General features: G+C 49.5%; 13 protein-coding genes. All 13 read right to left on the reverse strand.

The window, feature by feature from the left end; genetic code table 11:
• Window positions 1-19 precede the first annotated feature (19 nt).
• The 13 genes from murQ to ABNN70_RS14580 all read right to left on the reverse strand — a co-directional run bounded on the left by murQ (window position 20) and on the right by ABNN70_RS14580 (window position 18,819).
• The gene (gene murQ, locus ABNN70_RS14520; protein WP_353948198.1) at window positions 20-925 is read right to left on the reverse strand and encodes an N-acetylmuramic acid 6-phosphate etherase; all 906 of its coding nucleotides are present in this window, start codon (window positions 923-925) and stop codon (window positions 20-22) included.
• A 109-nt stretch (window positions 926-1,034) separates the two neighbouring features.
• The gene (locus ABNN70_RS14525) at window positions 1,035-1,172 is read right to left on the reverse strand and encodes a hypothetical protein (protein ID WP_353948199.1); all 138 of its coding nucleotides are present in this window, start codon (window positions 1,170-1,172) and stop codon (window positions 1,035-1,037) included.
• 10 nt (window positions 1,173-1,182) lie between these two features.
• Window positions 1,183-2,250, reverse strand: a complete 1,068-nt coding sequence (locus tag ABNN70_RS14530; protein WP_353948200.1) for a serine hydrolase — start codon at window positions 2,248-2,250, stop codon at window positions 1,183-1,185.
• A gap of 10 nt (window positions 2,251-2,260) precedes the next feature.
• A complete protein-coding gene (locus ABNN70_RS14535; protein WP_353948201.1) occupies window positions 2,261-3,118 on the reverse strand; it encodes a MurR/RpiR family transcriptional regulator in 858 nt (285 codons plus the stop codon).
• A gap of 946 nt (window positions 3,119-4,064) precedes the next feature.
• Window positions 4,065-6,458 carry a glycoside hydrolase family 31 protein gene (locus ABNN70_RS14540; RefSeq protein ID WP_353948202.1) on the reverse strand — a complete coding sequence of 798 codons (2,394 nt, stop codon included), beginning with the start codon at window positions 6,456-6,458 and terminating at the stop codon, window positions 4,065-4,067.
• Window positions 6,459-6,638: 180 nt separating this feature from the next.
• Window positions 6,639-8,561: a glucose PTS transporter subunit IIA gene (locus tag ABNN70_RS14545; protein ID WP_353948203.1), complete on the reverse strand. Its 1,923-nt coding sequence runs from the start codon at window positions 8,559-8,561 to the stop codon at window positions 6,639-6,641.
• Window positions 8,562-8,577: 16 nt separating this feature from the next.
• Window positions 8,578-9,093 (reverse strand): PTS transporter subunit EIIC, encoded by a 516-nt coding sequence (locus ABNN70_RS14550; RefSeq protein WP_353948204.1) that lies wholly within the window; start codon window positions 9,091-9,093, stop codon window positions 8,578-8,580.
• 931 nt (window positions 9,094-10,024) lie between these two features.
• Window positions 10,025-11,803, reverse strand: coding sequence for an acyl-CoA dehydrogenase family protein (locus tag ABNN70_RS14555; RefSeq protein ID WP_353948205.1), 1,779 nt, complete (start codon window positions 11,801-11,803; stop codon window positions 10,025-10,027).
• A 79-nt stretch (window positions 11,804-11,882) separates the two neighbouring features.
• On the reverse strand, window positions 11,883-14,084 hold the full coding sequence (locus ABNN70_RS14560; protein WP_353948206.1) for a heterodisulfide reductase-related iron-sulfur binding cluster: 2,202 nt from the start codon (window positions 14,082-14,084) through the stop codon (window positions 11,883-11,885).
• Window positions 14,085-14,109: 25 nt separating this feature from the next.
• Entirely contained in the window at window positions 14,110-15,081 is a 972-nt protein-coding gene (locus ABNN70_RS14565) for an electron transfer flavoprotein subunit alpha/FixB family protein (protein WP_353948207.1), read from the reverse strand.
• Between the two features lie 63 nt (window positions 15,082-15,144).
• Complete coding sequence (locus ABNN70_RS14570) at window positions 15,145-15,912, reverse strand: electron transfer flavoprotein subunit beta/FixA family protein (RefSeq protein ID WP_353948208.1); 768 nt, start codon at window positions 15,910-15,912, stop codon at window positions 15,145-15,147.
• 40 nt (window positions 15,913-15,952) lie between these two features.
• Window positions 15,953-17,542 (reverse strand): long-chain-fatty-acid--CoA ligase, encoded by a 1,590-nt coding sequence (locus ABNN70_RS14575; protein ID WP_353948209.1) that lies wholly within the window; start codon window positions 17,540-17,542, stop codon window positions 15,953-15,955.
• Window positions 17,543-17,634: 92 nt separating this feature from the next.
• Window positions 17,635-18,819 (reverse strand): acetyl-CoA C-acetyltransferase, encoded by a 1,185-nt coding sequence (locus ABNN70_RS14580; RefSeq protein ID WP_353948210.1) that lies wholly within the window; start codon window positions 18,817-18,819, stop codon window positions 17,635-17,637.
• Window positions 18,820-18,860: the final 41 nt, after the last annotated feature.

An 18,860-nucleotide genomic window follows, 5' to 3' on the forward strand; every position in this document is an offset into this window, starting at 1 on the left:
CTTCCAGCTGATTCTTTGCTTAATTTTGCTGGTTTTCTGTATTCAATGCTTTCCGAATAAATCCATCTGTCAATCTGAGGCGATCAAGCGCTTCGCTCAGCGGGCAGTGAAGGAGAAGCATAACGATCGCTGCCTTAACATTTTGCCGTGAATCAGCGTAATACTTCTCCGCGGTCGCGAGGTCAGCACCGGTGGCCTCTGCAATGATGCGTTTTGAACGTTCAACAAGTTTCGCATTGGTTGGCTGCACATCAACCATTAAATTTTTATAGATCTTCCCCTGACCAATCATCGAAGCCGTCGAAATCATATTCAGAACCATTTTTTGAGACGTTCCGGCTTTCAATCTCGTTGAGCCGGTCAGCACTTCCGGTCCGGTCTCCACTTCGATCGCTACATCGGCAAACTTGCTGATTTCGGCGTCACAGTTACAGCTGATACTGGCGGTAGGTACACCAATCTTGCGGGCATAGCGCAATCCGCCAATAACGTAGGGCGTCCTGCCACTGGCCGCGATACCGATGACGTAATCCCTCTCTGTCAGTTTGCTGGTTATTAAGTCTGACTCGCCTAACTGTTCATCATCCTCCGCTCCTTCAACAGCCTCAATCAAAGCACGATCCCCACCGGCGATCAATCCGATGACCTGGCCAGGAGGTGAACTAAAGGTCGGAACACATTCTACAGCATCCAAAACACCGAGTCGTCCGCTTGTCCCAGCGCCCATATAAATTAACCGTCCTCCCGAATGCAAGGATCGAATTGCTTGTTTCACAACCTGTTCAATTTTTCCCAGCTCTTTCTCCACTGCAAGAGGCACACTCCGGTCCTCAAGATTCATGCAGCGTAATATCTCATAAATACTCATCTTGTCGAGGTTTGTTGTCTTCGTGTTTCTGGCTTCTGTCGTCAGTTTATCCAGCATCAAAAAACCATCCTTTTGGAAACTCTTATTAAAAGCTGAAAGTCCTGACCATCGGACTTATCAGGACTTTCATTTGACATGGCGTGCTCAAAGAGATCTGCCCCGCATGTTACCGCTTGTCATTAAGCTCTTTAGAGAAGGTGGCGTACGCTTTCCATGGATGCGCGCCTGCCTTCTTATAAAAATCAAGAAGCTGTGTCCAGTTAATGACGATATGCTTTAATCCGCGCTGGCCAAGATACGCCAAACGCCCCTGATCAAACAGTTTTGTCCTGCTCTGTCCATTCTTTCATCGCCAGATTGACAAAGATTCGGCGAATACGATTCATATTAATCTGACGGCTGATATGGACCCGATTGCTCAGCAAGATAAAACCGAGATTTGCAACAGGATCAATCCAGAAAAACGGACCCGTAAAACCTGTATGACCATAACTTTCTTTCGAGACAAAGTATCCACCCGGAGAAAAGCGGTCGTCTACCAGTTGCCAGCCAATCCCGCGATTTTTGCCTAGTGATTTTGTGTAATTTCTTCTGCTCATCCGCAATGTTGCGGGAGATAGAAAGTAAGCTCCCGAATCGGTCCTGCCTTCATTCATCAACATACGGACATAGATTTTTAAATCATGGAGATTTGAAAACAAACCGGCATGGCCGGAGACACCTCCAAAATAAAAGGCATTCTCATCATGAACTTTTCCCCATTGGTAATGTCCCACTTTCGGCATCCATTCTGTCGGCGCAATCATCCGCAAATCCGCCTTCGGATTGAAACCCGTGCTGGTCATTCCCAACGGCTGGAAAACGTGTCCGTCAGCGAATACATCGATCGATTGCCCGGTCAGGCGTTCAACCAGAAAGCCGAGCAAAATGAAGTTCAGATCACTGTAGACGACCTGCTTACCTGTTAATGTGTTCAGGGAAAGAATATATCTCAGTACCTCCTGTTTGCTCCAGCCATATTGGTAAAAAGGAACTGAAGCCGGGAAACCGCTCGTATGTGTCAGAAGATCCCTTAAAGTCAGATCACTGTTCGCCTCGTCCGGGAAAAACAGCTGAACCGGATCATCAATGTCCAGTTTTCCCTGCTCCAATAGCAATAATAGACTTGGCAAGGTCGCACAAACCTTCGTCAACGAGGCAAGATCAAACAGAGTATCAAGAGCCATTGGAATCTTCTCATCTTTATGAGTGTAGCCGATAGCATTTTCAGCAAGCGTCGATTGCCGATTAATCACTGCGTAGACTGCTCCAGGGATTTGATGGGCGCATACCTCATCTGTTAAAAATTGGTCAATTGATTTATAGGATGGAAAATTCATCATTATGCTCCTGTCACTTCACTCGAAAACTATTTTTAATTGCATCCAGCGACCGATTCAAATATTTCAGCGACGATTCGTATTGATGGCCCGCTACCGCCAGATAGATAATATCAACCAGATTAAGTTGAACGATTCGCGAAGTGGTCGCCGCGCTTCGGACATCCGATTCCGTCGACACAATCCCAATTTGAAAATCGACAAGTTGACCAAGCGTATTATTCCCGTATCGGGTAATCCCGATCGTTTTCGCGCCTGACTGCTTAGCAGCTTTGATGCATTCGATCGTCTGGTAGGTTTCTCCGGAGTTGGAGAAAGCAACGGCAACATCACCGCTCGTTAAGGTGACCGCCGACATCAGCTGCAAATGATTATCGGCGTAGGCAGTACAAGCCTTATTGATACGCATAAACTTCACCTGCGCGTCGCAGGCAACCAGCTGTGACGCCCCCGTTCCGAAAAAGTCGATTCGATGTGCCCTTTCGATCAAATCTATGGCCTGCTGCAGCTTCTGAATATCGAGCACTTTCAGGGTTTCATTAATCGAAAAGATCGTGTTGTTTGAGACTGATGCAACGACCGTAGGAAGATCACTGTTTGGGTTGATCTCTTTATATTCATCGCCAGTCGACGAAGAATCCTTCAGATCTCCGGCCACGCACAGCTTCAGCTCCTGATATCCTTTCATTCGGAGCGTTTTGCATAGACGAATAATTGCCGACTGGCTGGAACCACTTGCCTCTGCCAGCTCACTAACGGTCATCTGAAGCATTTGTTCAGGATGATCCAGTGTGAATTTTGCCGCCTTTTGTTCAGATGGATTTAATGCCGGATAGGATTGTCTGAGTCTGGCTAAACCGCCTTTTAACATGTCATCACCTTATCTTACGTTCAGCTCATGCCAATTTTTTTAAACACCTTGATTGACCGCAACTGCCGCGACCTTACGAACTTTCGGGAAGAAGCATGCGCTTGCCCCTTCGCCTTCAGCAGTCAACTCCGGACGCTTATCCCGGCAGACAGGTTGACTGAACGGGCATCGATCGGCGAAAAGACATCCGGCCGGCTCCTGAACACTTTGCCTGAATTGCGAAGTCGTAAATGAATTTCCCGTTGCGTTATATGGGCTTTTAGGTGCACCGGAAGAAATCGGGTGGTAATAATAGACTGTTTGAATTTTGCGTTGTTATTATTGTTGGATGAAAATTAGCGCACGCAGTCATTGAAAAAGCCCACACGTCAGGTAGATCGCCCGATTGAATTTGTCCCCCCTGAAAAGATGTCATGTTCAAGTCTTACGGATCCATAATTGAACATTAGGAATATAATATTTTATGCCAGATTCACTCGGCATATGTAAAATATTATTTCAATGATTAGCTACATTTTAGTTTTCCCCGTGTATTTTGTCCATGGAATTGTCAGGTTTTCTAGCATATTATTTTCAGAAAATTAAAAACACATCAAAATTTTGTACTTAAAAACCTTCAATTGCCTGAAAAAGCACAGAAAATTGAAGGTAAGAATTATGATGATTCTCGTATTTACTTTTCTATTTTTACAGTCAGTCCGGATGCACTGCCTCCCGGTTCTACTCCGTTTCCTGCTACTTGTTAGCAGGTTTGCTATCAACAAGAACTTCCGAGACATCCACCTATAAAACTGACAGGTATTGGCATATCCTGCTTGCTCCCTGTCCAGGCGGATTTACAGCATTTCACTACTCGCATCAGCCTGAATAAGGTTTGATGTAAATCGGACAGATATCAAGCGGCAATGTCTGCCGATCGTTTATTTTGAATTATATATGATCATCCTTATTCTTTACATGTTACGCGGATCTTCGAGACATCTGTTCCCACAGTAAATGAAGTGTTACCGTTATTCGTCACAAAGGGTACAGGAACGCCGTCCGCCAGAATCTTTTCAGGTGCGGTCTGATTCAGGATCAATGTGATGGACTGATAAGACGGATCATATTCCGAATGCGCTAAAGTCTGTTTAATGGATACGCCCCTGCCATCATGACTGACTTCCCATGTATAGAGATTATATACCCCTTTCCGGTAGTCGAAGCTTTCCCCGTCATCCTGATAATGGGTATAGGTGGCAGCTGATCCTTTATCCGGAAGATAGATATCCAGAGTGAGCCGGTCTATCTTCTTTTCACCGATATAATTTTGTACCGGGTAAAGCGGGATAAAGCTTCCTGCTTTGATGTAAATCGGACAGATGTCGAGCGGTGTTTCTCTGGTGATGTACTGTCCACCATCATATTTCTCCTTCGTCCAGTAATCGATCCAGCTGTCCCCTTCCGGAAGGTAAACGAGGCGTGCCTTTGCTCCCTGTTCAACAACAGGTGCAATAAGGAGAGATTCTCCGCACAGAAATTCATCATTGATCTCATAAGTCTTCGGATCATTCTGATAGTGCAGCAGGAGCGGCCGGATCACAGGAAGTCCGGTTGATTCTTCGTCGTGCAGAATGTCATACAGATACGGAATCAGCTGATACCTCAGTTTAATGTATTTTCTGTTGATCGCTTCCGTCTGTTCATCAAACGCCCAGGGTTCCTGGTCACGCGTGAAAATGCTGGAGTGGTTACGAAACAGCGGCGTGAACGCACCAACCTGAACCCAGCGAGAGAGTAGTTCAGCCGAGCAGTCCCATCCGAATCCGCCGACATCGGTCCCGCAGAAAGCAATACCGCTCAGGCCGAGATTCATCAGCATCGGAAGAGACATCCTCAGGTGTTCCCACATACTCTGATTGTCACCTGTCCAGACGGTTGCATATTTCTGCGTTCCTGCGTAACAGGCACGGGTGATAACAAAGGGGCGTTTGCCTGTCGCCTTTTTCAGTCCCTCGTAGGTCGCCTGAGACATATAATGACCATAGACATTGTGAATTTCGCGGTGATCCGTTTCGACTCCATCGTGATGAAAAACGACATCGTCCGGCAAAGGTCCTTTAAAACTGGCCGGCTCATTCATGTCATTCCAGATACCCGCTACCCCTGTATCCGTCATGATTTTCTGATTGGCTGCCCACCAGTCTCTCACTTTCTGATTTGAAAAATCAGGATAGAGCGCATCACCGGGCCAGACGCGGTTGACATAAGGGATCCCATCTTTGTCCGTCGCAAAGTATCCATTTTTCATTCCTTCATCGTAAACCGTGTATCCCCTGTCCTTTTTTACGCCCGGATCAATGATCGTCACGACTTTGTAGCCTTGCGCTTTCAGCTCTGCCAGCGTTTTCGCCGGATCTTCAAATTTCTTCTTATCCCATGTGAACACACGGTACCCGTCCATGTAATCGATATCAAGATGCAGAACATCACATGGAATATCCTTTTTGCGAAAGGTATCGGCAATCTCCCGCAGCCTGCCCTCCGGTGTATAAGCCCAGCGGCTCTGCTGATAACCGAGCGTCCACATCTGCGGGAGAGGCGTCGTTCCGGTCAGAAACGTATAGTTACCGACTACCTTTTTGACAGACGGTCCAAAAATAAAGTAATAATTCAGATCACCGTCTACAGCACCAAAAGAATAATAGTCACTGTTTTCCTTACCAAGATCGAAGACCGTCTCATAGGTGTTATCGAAAAAATAACCGAATGCCTGTTTATCTTTTAAGGTGATGAAAAAGGGGATTGATTTGTACATTTTTTCAAAACGTTCCACGTGCGGACTGGCGTCGTCGGTATTCCACATCCTGTAATGGTACCCTTTTTTATTCAGAGGGCCTGTTTTTTCGCCGAATCCATAAAAGTATGTGTTCTTCTCCAGTTGCTTCTTCACGCTAATTTTAAACCTGTCCGACTCTTTTTCCAGTTTGTGCCCTTCTTCAGCCGCAAGTTCCAGTCCCGCTCCGGATCCCCGACGAATAAAAGCCGTACCCTGACCCCGGTAATCGGCACTGAGCAGGTGGCCCTCCAGATCGTAAATATCCACCTTGAAAGTATCCGAGATCTGAACAATAAGCGTCTCTGTCTGAAGGACTACCCTGCCGTCCTCCTGCCTGACCGTAAAAACTCCGGGATGTGGATGAAGATCTTCAATCGCCTTTGAAGGCCGTTGTTCTGCAGCAAACGGTGCAAAAAATCGAATAATTGATGGCGTGATGACCTCGATGCTTACTGTTTTATCTTCAAATTCGATATCAATGGTACTGCCTTTTTGCTTAAATGCCTGTAATTTTCCAAACATCCGGATCCCTCCATCCTTGAATAGTAAACGTTTACTCAATAAATCGCTTTCATTAGCATGATAGCACAGCACCCAATCAGTGACAACAAACGGATAAGAGAAAAATCAGGACCTGATACCGATCATTGATATCAGGACCTGATTGATGACGACGATTAAATTGGAGACCGAGAGGATCAGTTATTTCCGGCGTGCCTGATAGAGCTGGGTTTTTCCGGCAATAGCTCTGTCCGGCTTTTTCCATTCAATGGTGAATGCGTGATCCATACTGTTGGTCACGACCATGATGCTCAGATCAGATTTTGCCTGACTGCGGATGATGTCCAGATCCCCTTTAATGATTCTCTGTCCGACAGAAACATGATCGCCTGCCTTTACAAATGTCTGAAACCCTTCACCCTTAAGGTTCACGGTATCAATCCCGATGTGAACAAGAATTTCTTCTCCAAGTCGTGTCCGTATACCAAAAGCATGTTTTGTTTCAGCTAATTGAACCAGCTCTCCCTCTGCCGGTGCAACAAAAATACCCTCTTCAGGTCGGATGGCGATCCCTTGCCCCATCATGCCCTGTGAGAAAACTGGGTCCGGCACGTCAGTTAAAGGTACGAGTTCACCTGTTGCAGGGGCAAAGACCCGCTCCGTCCCGTTTTCAGGATGACTTTTCCCGCCCTCTTTCGAATGGGCAGGATTCGATGGACGGCCAATCATCTTTTTCAATGCATCCGCAACAAATTCCACCTCAGTCCCGATGATAATCTGGAGATTTCTTTTATCAATTCTGAAGACACCACGCACTCCTGTACGTTTTATCGACTGTTCATCAACCTGCGAGGTATCGTTCAGTTTCAGTCTCAGACGGGTAGTACAGTAATCAATCTGATCAAGATTACGGTCCCCGCCAATGCCGTCAAAGATTTTTTCAGCCATAAATTGGTATTTGTCCTGAACCGTGTTTCTTTTTGAATCAATCTCTGCCTGATCACTAACCGTACCTGGGCCTGAAAAAGCGAATAAACTTTCATCTCCACGACCGGGCGTTTTAATATCAAATTTTTTAATTGCCCAATAGAAAATAACAAAATAGATAAGGAAGAAGACCAGCCCGATGGGAATCAGCTCCCAGGCTCTTGTCCCCTGGGTAAAATTCAGCATGAAGTCGATTGCTCCGGCGCTGAAACTGAAACCCAGCTTAATTCCGAGCAGATTGGTGATCAGGCCGGATAAACCGGCGAGCAGAGCATGAACCACATACAGAGGATAGGCGAGAAACATGAATGAAAATTCGATGGGTTCGGTTATCCCGGTCAAAAACGCCGTCAGCGCAACGGAAAGCATCATGCCAAAAGTCTCTTTCCGTCTGTCTTTTTTCGCGGTCAGAACCATTGCCAGTGCAGCACCGGGAAGCCCGAACATCATGATCGGAAAGAAGCCGACCTGGTACGTTCCGGCACTTGGGTCACCCGCGAAAAAGCGGTTAATGTCCCCCGTCGCTTCATGGAACGTTCCGAAACCAAACCACAGATAAGTATTCAGAACATGATGCAGACCGGTTGGGATCAACATGCGGTTGGCAAATCCAAAAACAGCTGCACCAAGTGCACCCGCTGAGGTAATCCAGCCATTCACGCTATCCAGGATGTTCTGAATGTAAGGCCAGATCAGACCGAAAAGCAGGACGAGCAGGATCGCAGCCACTGCATTAACCAGAATAGCCACATGCCTCCCATTGAAATAGGGGTTTCCTGTAAATTTATCATATAATCGGTTGTAAAGGATCGGCGTAAATAATCCGGCGATGAATCCGGCAAAGACGCCCATGTTAATCGTTTTATCCACACCTGTCGCGCCAAAATTCAGGATGAAATACACAATGGCTCCGCTGATTGCGGCAGATCCGCTTCCATCCTTAGACAGACCTATGGCAATGCCCATCGCAAACAGTAAAGCCAGGTAACTGAACAGGGCATTCCCTCCGGCGTTGATAAACGGAATATTCCAGACATCACCTGCGCCCAGCCTGTTCAGAAGACCGGCCGCAGGAAGAACTGCGATCGGCAGCATTAATGATTTACCTAATCGTTGCAGACTACCCAAACCTCTCATGGCTTTTCCCCCCTTTTTAGTTCATATGTGCCAGGACAATCTGTGCGACAAACGCCCCTAGAAAAAGGGCATAGACACTCGTGATAATCGGAACAAAACGTCTTCCTCCGAAAAAGGCGAGCCATTCAGGCAGGTGAATGTTATAAAACTTGTTATATAGCCAGCCGGCAGTGATTCCGGTAATACAGGCACAGAGGAAGAAGAAGCTGAGAGTCGAAGCTGTCGATCCCCCAATCTGAATCGGTGTGATCATGTTAAAAACGAGTTTTGACTGAATGATAGAGGTCAGAGAAGCGCAGAAAACCAGATAGCCGACACAGCCGGCAAGTGCTGAAGCACCGCTGTTATCACGGGAAATACCTGCAGCAAGGCCGACAGATAAGGTAAACGGAAGAAAGAAACCGAATGTGTCCGCCACACCTTTGAATCCCCCGAAACCGGTCAATGCAAGTAATTGGAAGAAGGCGTAAATGATAACGGCAAGTGCAGGATAGACCAAACCGGCAGCGATGCGTTTATAAATCTTCTTCATTTTTACATTCCCTCCTGATGACTATTTTTAATAATATGAACCTCTGTCTCCTTTCCTGTAACTTTATCTGACAGCTCTGTTTGAAAAATGATAAATCAATTCTATTTTATACCAAAAAAAGAAGGCAGGACGGAAAATCAGACAATCCGTTTCATATATTGTCATTTTTATTAACAGGCGAAAGAATGCCACACAGTGATGTGAGAAGTACACTGATGTACACACAAAAAGGGCTGACCGGGGCCGGGGTAAATGCTTTTTCTGCGCACAGGCCGTGTTGGGGGGCAGGATGAGCCTGCACCATCGATTGGCTGATATATTCTGAGATTGGCTGAATTAGCCGAGATTCGGCTGATATACCCTTAAGACGGCTGAATTAGCTGAGATTCGGCTGATATACCCTTAAGACGGCTGAATTAGCTGAGATTCGGCTGATATACTCTGAAACCGGCTGAAATAACTGAGATTCGGCTGATTTATTCTGAAACCGGCTGAAAAGCCGAGATTCCCCTGATTTATTCTGAGATTGGCTGAATTAGCTGAGATTCGGCTGATATATTTTGAAACCGGCTGAAAAGCTGAGATTCGGCTGATATACTCTGAAACCGGCTGAATTAGCCGAGATTCGGCTGATATATTCTGAAACCGGCTGAATTAGCCGAGATGCGGCTGATATATCCTGAAACCGGCTGAATTAGCCGAGATGCGGCTGATATATCCTGAAACCGGCTGAAAAGCCGAGATTCCCCTGATTTATTCTGAAACCGGCTGAATTAGCTGAGATTCGGCTGATTTATTCTGAAACCGGCTGAATTAGCTGAGATTCGGCTGATATATTCTGAAACCGGCTGAAATAGCCGGTTCGCTGCCACAGGGAAAACGCACATTCCATTTCAGAATGTGCGTTTTCCCTGAACTACAGTGGCGCCTGTCAGGTGAGATACTTTCCTGCTTCTGCGACGCGTTGACCAATCTGCATTTTCAGTTTTAATGAGTCAATCGGCAGCTGCACAGCCACCTCGTCCAGAGTGATCAGCCGCCCGGTCAGCGTTTCCCCTTTTTCGAGATAGGCCAGTACTTTTTTAGCCAGAGATGTGACTTTTTCAAAACATTCATGAACATACACCTTCATCATGTCGCCTGTAAGCACATCCGGCCGTCTGTCTTCTTTTCCCTGTATTTGCATGGACCGGATCAGGACCGATTCCATCGTATAGACAGCGATCATCATGTCACTAAAGTATTTTATCAGCAACTGTTCCTGCTGCAGTTGCTGGTCGAACTTACGGGTTGCAAGTCCGAGGACATACAGCAAGATCTTTTTCGAGGCGGCAACGAGATATTCCTCTGTGCCGGATGCTCCGGGCGCCGGTTTTTTCCGGATGAGTGCTTCGATATCGGATTCGAGTGTGCCCAGCATGCGAAGCAGCGGTAATTCTCCTTTTGCGGCCTTTTTCAGAAGTGTGCTGCTGATGACCAGCCGGTTGATTTCGTTTGTCCCTTCAAAAATCCGGTTGATGCGGGAATCACGATAGATTCGTTCAATTTTATATTCGGAAATGAAACCATAGCCGCCATGGATCTGAACCCCTTCGTCAGCTACAAAATCCAGGGTTTCCGAACCCAAAACCTTGTTGATTGAACATTCGATAGCGTATTCAGCAATGCCGCTTGCAGACCGTTTCCCCGAGTCCGGACTATTGTAGTCAAGCGTTGCGAGGGATTGATCGATTAGCCCGGCTGTGCGATAAATTACACTTTCCAGCGCATAGGTCCGAATGTTCATGTCTGCCAGTTTTTCCCGGATCAGAGGAAAACTGGCGATCGGTCTGCCGAACTGTTCCCGTTCATTTGCGAACTTTGTGGAGAGCACGATGGCTTCTTTTGCTGAGCCAAGCGCGAGCGTGGCGAGCTTGAAGCGGCCGATATTCAAAATGTTAAATGCAATCACATGCCCCCGTCCGGCCTCACCAAGCAGATTCCCGGCAGGTACTCGGACATCTTCGAGGATGACCGGACGAGTCGACGAACCCTTGATACCCATTTTCTTTTCTTCAGGTCCGAGACTGACCCCGTCCCAGTTCCGTTCAACAATAAACGCTGAAAAACCCTTCCCGTCAATTCTGGCATAAACAATGAAGATATCGGCGAATCCGGCATTCGTGATAAATTGCTTTTCTCCGTTCAGCACGTAGTATTTTCCATCATCCGACAGTCGCGCGGTCGTCTTCGCGCTGAGTGCGTCCGACCCGGACGAGGGTTCAGTCAGGCAGTAGGCAGCGATTTTCGTGCCTGCCGCAAGTTCAGGCAGATATTTTTTCTTCTGATCCGGACTGCCGAAAAACACAATGGGCAGCGTGCCGATCCCGGTATGGACCGATGCCGACAGGGCAAAAGATGAAGCTTTTGCCAGTGATTCATTAATCAGGGTCGCACTGACTTTATCCAGGCCAAGCCCTCCGAACGCTTCCGGCACATCGGCGCTGAGCAGTCCGAGTGATCCGGCCTCTTTCAGTAAACGAAGCGTCAGTTCATAGTCCAGTCCCTCAATTTTCTGATCGTGCGGCACAACCGATTTTTCAATAAACTGCCGTGTGGTCTCTGCCATCATCATCTGTTCTTCCGTGAAGCCTTCCGGTGTCACAGCACCGCCGGGTGATTCGGTAAACAAAAAGGCCGCACCAAAAGCTCCCTTTCTTTTTAGAGTCATGTTCCTCTTCCCTTCTGAAATGGTCTTAAACCGTGCTGCATGTCTGCCGGGCAGCAGGGCTTCTGCGGGTCTTCCGATATCAGGCCTGCTCTGCTCCAAATACCGATTCTGCAAGAAGTTCTGCCACATCCCGGGTCCGGACTTGCTGATCAACGCCCTTTAACCTGGTCCCGTCGTCCATCATCGTCAGACAGTAGGGGCAGGCGCTGCTGATGGTGTCCGGCCTGACTTCAAGCGCCTGCTCTGTTCGTGCCAGATTGATGCGTTTGCCGGCTGTCTCCTCCATCCACATCATGCCGCCCCCGGCTCCGCAGCACATCCCGTTTTCACGGGACCGTTTCATTTCTGCCAGCTCAACGCCCGGAATCGCTTTCAAAATAGCCCGCGGCTGATCATACACGCCGTTGTATCGGCCCAGATAACAGGAATCGTGGTAGGTGATTCGTTCATTGACCGGATGTTCTGGTTTCAGGCGGCCGTCCCGGATCAGCTGATCCAGCAGCTGGGTATGATGCAGCACCTCGGCCTGCAGCCCGAATTCCGGATACTCATTTTTAAATGTATTAAACGTATGCGGACAGGCTGTAACGATTTTTTTCACGTTGTATTTTTCAAAGACTGCGATATTTTCCTGACACAACTGCTGAAATAAAAACTCATTACCCAGACGGCGCGCGGTATCACCGGAACTTTTCTCCTCATTGCCGAGCACGGCGAAGTTGACACCGGCAGCCTGGAGCAGGCGGATAAAGGCGCGTGTGATCCGGATACTGCGGTTGTCGTAGGAGCCCATGCTGCCGACAAAAAAGAGATAGTCGAAATCAGGATGCTCTTTCACCGTGGGGACTTCCATGCCGTCGATCCAGTTTGCCCGGTCATTGCGGCTCATGCCCCACGGATTGCCCTGGCGCTCAATGTTCTGCATGGCCCTCTGTCCCTCCTGAGGTACTTTTCCTTCAGTCAGAACCAGATAGCGGCGCAGATCAATAATTTTATCCACATGCTCATTTGCGACCGGACATTGATCTTCACAATTACGGCAGGTGGTACAGGCCCAGATTTCCTCCTCGGTAATCACATCGCCGATCAGCTGCAGATCTTCAGCCGACCGGTCCGACGTCTTTCCCCACGAGAAGTGCTGCCAGTGGAGAGTGGGACGGATATCTGTGACCGGCCCGGCCGTCCCGGTTGCCTCGCCGGATAGCGGCTGGTCCGCGTCTTCCCGGGCTGCCGCTTCCTGAGACAGCGGGTTTCCCGGCCAGGTGCCCGGGTAATGGCGCTCCATCTGAACCGCATGCACCGTTTTCTTTGTCAGATCGACGGGGATCCAGGGCGACTTTGACGTGACCGCCGAGCCTTTTTCCGTTAAATGATCACGCATTTTCGTGATCAGGTGCATCGGCGAGAGAAACTTGCCGGTCGCCGCGGCCGGACACATATTGGTACAGCGCCCGCACTCCACACAGGCATACAGATCAAGGAGCTGCTTTCGCTCAAAATCCTCAATTCGACCTGCCCCAAACGACTCTGCCTCTTCGTTTTCAAAATCAATCGAACGCAGCCTGCCGTCAGGATCGGTGCGGTGCAGAAAGATATTGAGCGGAGCGGTAATCAGATGAAAGTGCTTGGACTGCGGAACATACAGGGCAAAAGCGAGCAAAATCAATAGATGCATCCACCAGGCGATGTAATAAAATGCTGTTGCCGCCTCCTGTGACAGGCCCTGGAACCCGGTCGCAATCAGCGAAGAAACAGGGGTGAGCGGGGCCGGTGCTCCGTCCTGTCGCAGATGGTCAAACCCGGATGTGAACAGCACCGACAGCATCAGGGCAGCGATAAAAATGAGAACCAGAGACGGCTTAAAGCCTCGCTTCAGCCTTTTCAGCCGCTCAATATAACGACGATAAAAAGCATAGCTCACGGCAATCAGAACCAGCACGACCGTTATCTCCTGGGACAGCAGAAAAAAAGGGTAGCCCGGGATCGGCAGGTGATGCCCGGACAATCCCTTGAAAATAATATCCAGCGCACCGAACTGAAGCACGATAAAACCGTAAAAAATAACGATATGCATAATCCCGCTTTTCGGATCTTTCAATAGTTTTTTCTGCCCGAATACCTGCGTGACAAAAGCGGAGAACCGTTCCCGGAAATCATGGCGGAAGGGCGTTTTTTTCCCCAGTTTAATATAATCATAACGATGACAGATCACCTTCACTGTCCAATAGATTCCGCAACCGGTCACCAGTACAAAGAGCAGAAAATGAATCAGCTGCAGCATCGCAGTCACTCCCGGCTTGTTTCGATTATTTTTCCGACAAGACTTTTCTGAATGCTTCTGTCAGCTTCGGAACAATCTCAAACAGATCTCCGACAATGCCGTAATCGGCGATCTGGAAAATCGGTGCTTCAGGATCTTTATTGATCGCCACAATCACTTTCGACTGCGACATGCCTGCCAGGTGCTGAATCGCTCCTGAAATCCCGCAGGCAATATAAAGGTCAGGCGTCACGACTTTCCCGGTCTGCCCGATCTGAAGCGCATAGTCACAGTAACCGGCGTCACAGGCGGCACGTGAAGCCCCGACTGCCCCGCCGAGCGTATCTGCCAGTTCGTAAAGCGGTTTGAATCCTTCTGCGCTTTTAACCGCCCGTCCGCCTGAGACAATCACGGCGGCTTCACTGAGATCCACTCCGGAAGCAGCTCGCCGGACCACTTCTTTCACCGTTGTCCGGATATCTTTTATTTCGACGTCAAAAGGAATCACTTCAGGAATTCGAACCGCTTCTTCCGGCTGAATATTGTTCGGGCGGATTGTAAAAAAATACTTCGGTTCCACAAACTTTTTCTTCTGGAACGCCTTGCCGGCATAGATCGGCCGGACAAAGACCGGCTCGCCGTCCTCTATCCGAACATCGGTGCAATCGGTCACCAGGCCCAGTCCGAGACGGGCGGCGATCCCGGGAGCTGCATCTTTCCCAATGCTGGTATGTCCCATAGCGATCATATCCGGTGCGGTATGGTCGATCAACCGCAGCAAGGCCTGTCTGAAGGCGTCGGGTGTGTAATTTCTCAGGGCGTCATGAGTGATCACATACACACGGTCGGCACCGTATCGGCCCAGCTCCTGCGCCTTTTCACCTGTTTCGTCTCCGAAAAGGACTGCCGACACCTCTCCTCCTTCGGCAAGGCGTCTGGCTGCTGTCAGACTTTCAAAAGACACATTTCTGAGCTTCCCGCCCTTCTGTTCTGCAAACACCAGTGCTTTTTTGCTCATATTCATCCTCCTTTGTCATTTCATCAGGGGAACGCCCCTGATATGGGGTTATGAAGCAGCGGATCAGACCAGATGGCACTCCGCACGCAGGACTTGCACCAGCTCATGGACCTGATCATCCGGCTCACCTTCGAGTATCCGGCCGGCGGTTTTATCCGGGGGCAGGAAGACTTCAGACACGGCGGTTTTTTCTGCCAGATCCTTCACTGCACCCAGATCGCTCAGACTCAGACGCTCTACTGGTTTTCTCTTTGCTTTCATAATCCCGGGCAGAGTCGGATAGCGTGGTTCATTCAGTCCCTGCTGCGCGGTGATGAGTACGGGCAGTGTACCGGTAACCACCTCAGTATCTCCTTCCGCGTCCCTTTCGGCTGTGAAACGGCTGCCGCTGAGCTGAAAGCCTGTGACCGCTCCGACATGGGCCATGTTCAGTTCCTCTGCCAGACGGATCGCGACCTGCCCGGATCCGCTGTCGATCGCAAAATTGCCGCCGAGGATCAGATCAAATGGATGACGCCCAATCAGTTGTGAAAGGACCTTCGACAAAACAAATTCATCAGTGCCGGGAAGGGTCGCCTCATCGATGAGGACCGCTTTGTCCGCCCCCATGGCCAGGGCGGTTCGCAGGGCGCTCTCGGCGCGATCCGGTCCGACGGTGACCACCGTCACCTCGCCGCCCTGTGCATCACGGATCCTGATCGCCTCTTCAATGGCGTATTCGTCGTATGGATTGATCACAAAGCGGGCATCCGCTTCATCGATTACTCCGCCTTTGATCTGTATCTTTTCCTCAGTATCAAACGTCTGTTTCATGCATACCCAGATATTCATGGGAAATCATCACTCCTTAACCTGTAATGACAGGCTGCGTCTAGTTCACTTTCTTCGATTTACCGGCCCAGAACGGTTCCCGCAGTTTGACTTTCTGTACTTTACCTGAGGCATTTTTTGGCAGTTCACGGACAAACGAAAAGGATTTCGGCACTTTGAACGAGGGCAGCAAGCCTTTACAGAAAGAGATCAGTTCTTCTTCGCCTGCGCCCGCCGATTCTTTCAAAACACAGATGGCATGAGGCACCTCACCCCACTTTTCGTGAGGAACAGCAATCACCGCTACTTCGAGAATGGCCGGATGCCTGTAAAGCACACCTTCCACTTCAATCGAGGAAATATTTTCTCCGCCACTGATAATGATGTCCTTTTTGCGGTCGACGATTTCGATGTACCCTTCCTCGTCAATCGTTGCCATGTCTCCTGTATGATACCAGCCGTTCTTCAGTACCTTATCCGTCTCATCCGGCTGGCGCCAATAACCTTCCATCACACTGTTTCCACGAGCAACAATCTCCCCGATCTGCAATCCATCAGTCGCAATGTCCTGCCCCTGCTCATCAACCACACGGATATCCATATTCAGCATGGCCATGCCGGCTTTCGCCTTGATCCGCCAGCGACTGACATCATCCTGATCCATATGAGACTTCACCTGAGACACCGTGAGAAACGGCGCTGCTTCTGTCATCCCGTAGACTTGAATAAATTCCCATTTTAAAAATTCTTCCACATGCTTCACAAAGGAAGGCGGCGGCGCAGACCCGGCGATGATCACGCGTACCTTCTGCCCGCTCCCCGCCTCTTTTGCCTTCGGATCATGGATCAGCATATTCAGGACAGTCGGGGCCATGCAGGCCACACTGACTTTTTCTTTGCGGACAAGATTAAAGATATGTGCGGGATCGATTTTCCGAATCATCACATGAGTGGCCCCCATACCGGTAAATGTAAACGGCGTGCCCCAGGCATTGACATGGAAAAGCGGCAGGGTATGGAGCAGAACATCGTCATCGGATACGCGCAGATGAATGATTGAATTCAGCACATTAAAAAACAGGCTTCTGTGTGAGTGCATCACACCCTTCGGACGCCCGGTCGTCCCGCTGGTGTACAGGATACAGGACAAGTCCAGCTCATCCATCTCCGGAATTTCCGGACGTTCATCCGAAAATCGGTTCAGGAAAGACTCATAGCTGGTCCATCCCTCCTTTTCATCACGTTCAGGAGATGGAAGGAGCAGAAAATGTTCAACTAATTCCAGATCCTTTTTGACCGGATCCACAAGATGCGCCAGATCGCCGTCGGCCAGAAAAATACGGGCCCCGCTGTGATTTAAAATATATGCATAATCCGCGGGAATCAGTCGTGTGTTTAATGGTACCGTCACTGCGCCGATCTGCATGACGCCGAACATGCCTTCGAGCATCTGCAGTGTGTTGGGCGCAAGATAGGCGATGCGGTCGCCTTTTTTTATACCCAGCGCTGTCAACATGTTGGACAGCCGGTTGACACGTTTCTGAAACTGCCGGTAGGTCAGGCGAACGTCACCATCAATGACGGCCGTTTTGTCCGGATAATATTTCACCGCCCTCTCCAGCAGATCCGGAATAAACAAATGGTGTTTCATCGGAATCCTCCTAATGAGTGGTACGAGTTAAAAACCTCTTTGAGCCGCTCAATTTTATTCTTCGTTGACGATGACAGGCTGCCATTTTCCTGTCAGGAATCCGTATTTTCAAGAATCATCGCTGTCCCCTGGCCACCGCCAATACACAGGGATGCCAGGCCAGACCTTGCCCCTGCCCGCCTCATTCCGTAGAGCAGGGTCACCAGAATCCGGGCACCGGAGGCTCCGACCGGGTGCCCAAGCGCGATGGCTCCGCCGGATATATTGACTTTTTGCTCATCCAGATGAAGATCATCGAGAACCGCGATCGACTGAGCCGCAAAGGCTTCATTGATTTCAAAAAGGTCGATGGCATCAGCTGTCAGACCGGCTTTTTTCAATGCTTTTTTCGAGGCAGGAACCGGGCCGTAACCCATAATCGCCGGATCCAGTGCTGCATTTGCATAGGCTTTAACAGTGGCCAGAATATCCAGGCTCGCTGCCTCTGCTGCCTCACGTGCCATCAGAACAAGCATGGCGGCGCCGTCATTAATTCCGGAGGCATTACCGGCCGTCACCGTGCCGTCTTTCTTAAAAACAGGTCGCAAACGGCTCAGTTTTTCGAGAGTTGTCCCATGCCGCGGGTGTTCATCTGTGCTGATGATCACCTTTTCCCGCTTTACATGCGTTTCGACCGGGATGATTTCTGCATCGAAATGTCCGGCTTTCTGAGCCGCTTCTGCCTTCCTCTGGCTGTTTACCGCAAAGGCGTCCTGCCTTTCTCGATCGATTTTCCAGCGCTCCGCGATGTTTTCTGCCGTGATCCCCATATGATTCTGGCTGAACGCATCCAGCAGTGCATCTTTGAGCATGGAATCCACCGTCCGCGTATCACCCATCTTGTGACCCCATCGATAATTTTCGAGCAGAAAAGGGGCCTGACTCATATTTTCTGTTCCGCCGGCCAGAACCGTGTCTGCTTCCCCGAGCGCGATCGACTGAGCCGCGAGAATAACCGAACGCAGGCCGGATCCGCAGACCATATTGACAGTCAGTGCGGGCGTTGTTTCCGGAATGCCTGCTTTCAGGCTGACCTGACGGGCGACGTTCTGGCCAAGCCCGGCGGACAGCACATTGCCAATGATGACGTCGTCAATCCGGTCTGCAGAGATACCGGCACGCCGCACCGCTTCCCTGGCTGCAACAGCACCCAGGTCGATCGCGGAAATCCGTGACAGTCCGCCACCAAAACTGCCGATGGGTGTCCGCGCCGCACCAACAATAACCACTTCTCTCATGATTCATCCACCCTTTTAAACCAGAGCACACGCATGAGGCG

Source organism: Sporolactobacillus sp. Y61 (assembly GCF_040529185.1).
Classification (GTDB): Bacteria; Bacillota; Bacilli; order Bacillales; family Sporolactobacillaceae; genus Sporolactobacillus.